This window comes from Wohlfahrtiimonas chitiniclastica (assembly GCF_002252325.1).
Lineage (GTDB): Bacteria > Pseudomonadota > Gammaproteobacteria > Cardiobacteriales > Wohlfahrtiimonadaceae > Wohlfahrtiimonas > Wohlfahrtiimonas chitiniclastica.
On the sequence record NZ_NEFL01000006.1, the window covers coordinates 1 to 1,023 of the forward strand.

Annotated in this window: 2 protein-coding genes; both read right to left on the minus strand. The window is 42.4% G+C overall.

Annotated elements, in window-relative coordinates:
- On the minus strand, window positions 1-267 hold a 267-nt coding region (locus B9T10_RS10115; protein ID WP_094538393.1), incomplete at its 3' end, for a Ref family recombination enhancement nuclease.
- Between the two features lie 30 nt (window positions 268-297).
- Entirely contained in the window at window positions 298-924 is a 627-nt protein-coding gene (locus B9T10_RS10120) for a hypothetical protein (RefSeq protein ID WP_094538392.1), read from the minus strand.
- Window positions 925-1,023 lie beyond the last annotated feature (99 nt).

Consider the following 1,023-nt stretch of genomic DNA (forward strand, 5'->3'; position numbering starts at 1 on the left):
ATTCACCTGATCGAGGAGCGCACGTTCTGTGCCAAATTTTCTTTGCCAGACCTCAGGGCCATCATGAAAAGAAACGCCGTATCCACTTTGCCTGTGATGCTTTTGACACAGTGGTAATACTTCATAATTAGATGCTCTTTGGCTCATGCCTTGTCCATCACGGATATGATGAATTTCAGCAGGACTTCTACCATATCCAAGATTACGGCATACGATACATCCAAGATCCGCAACTCTACTCATATGCTTTTGTTCACTTTTTTTCATAAATAGCCCATACCATCACCATTGATTTGATTAATTGCATATCTCTTCCCCCATTTGCTTCATAAACTCTTTAAAATTAAATCCACGCTTTGGCAATGGCTGATGCTCAATTTCAATCACAAATTCTGGCAACTCACCCCCAGCATTTAAATATTCTTCAAGCGCCGCAATTCCTTTTTTCACCAATGCTTCTGCTTTTGCATGCGTTGCTGTTTGCAACTCACCACCAATAATCCCCATGATGAATAATGCTTCTCGCGTTCTTTGTAAACCGCGTTGCTTAAGCGCTGAGTCAGATGACCAGTAGACGCATGTTGCAAACAAAACATCAAAATCAAAACGCTCATCTTTGCAGTACGCTAAAAACTCAGGCAATGTTGGCGGAAAGGTTTTGCCACTCTTTGCAACTTTCTCTAAACCACTCATCACTTGCTTTGCTGTGAGTCCTGACAATCCTGCTTTCCATGCCAAATTCTCACTGGCCACTTCACCAAAAGAATTAATCCATAGCTCACCATACATTTGGCTCATGAATTCCCAAATTTGCTCAAGCGCTTGGATTCTGCGCTGCTCTTTGCGCTCTTGCTCTCTCATTTGCTGCCCGTACTCGTTCGGGTGCTGACAATTTACGGTTTGGATTACTTGAATGGGTTGCATGATTAACTCCTTCTGCTACTGGACGATTGGCATATTTGTTTTCATAAACTTGAATAAATTTGTTAGGGCGTACAAACCACGTGAAGTCCATCACCCAAC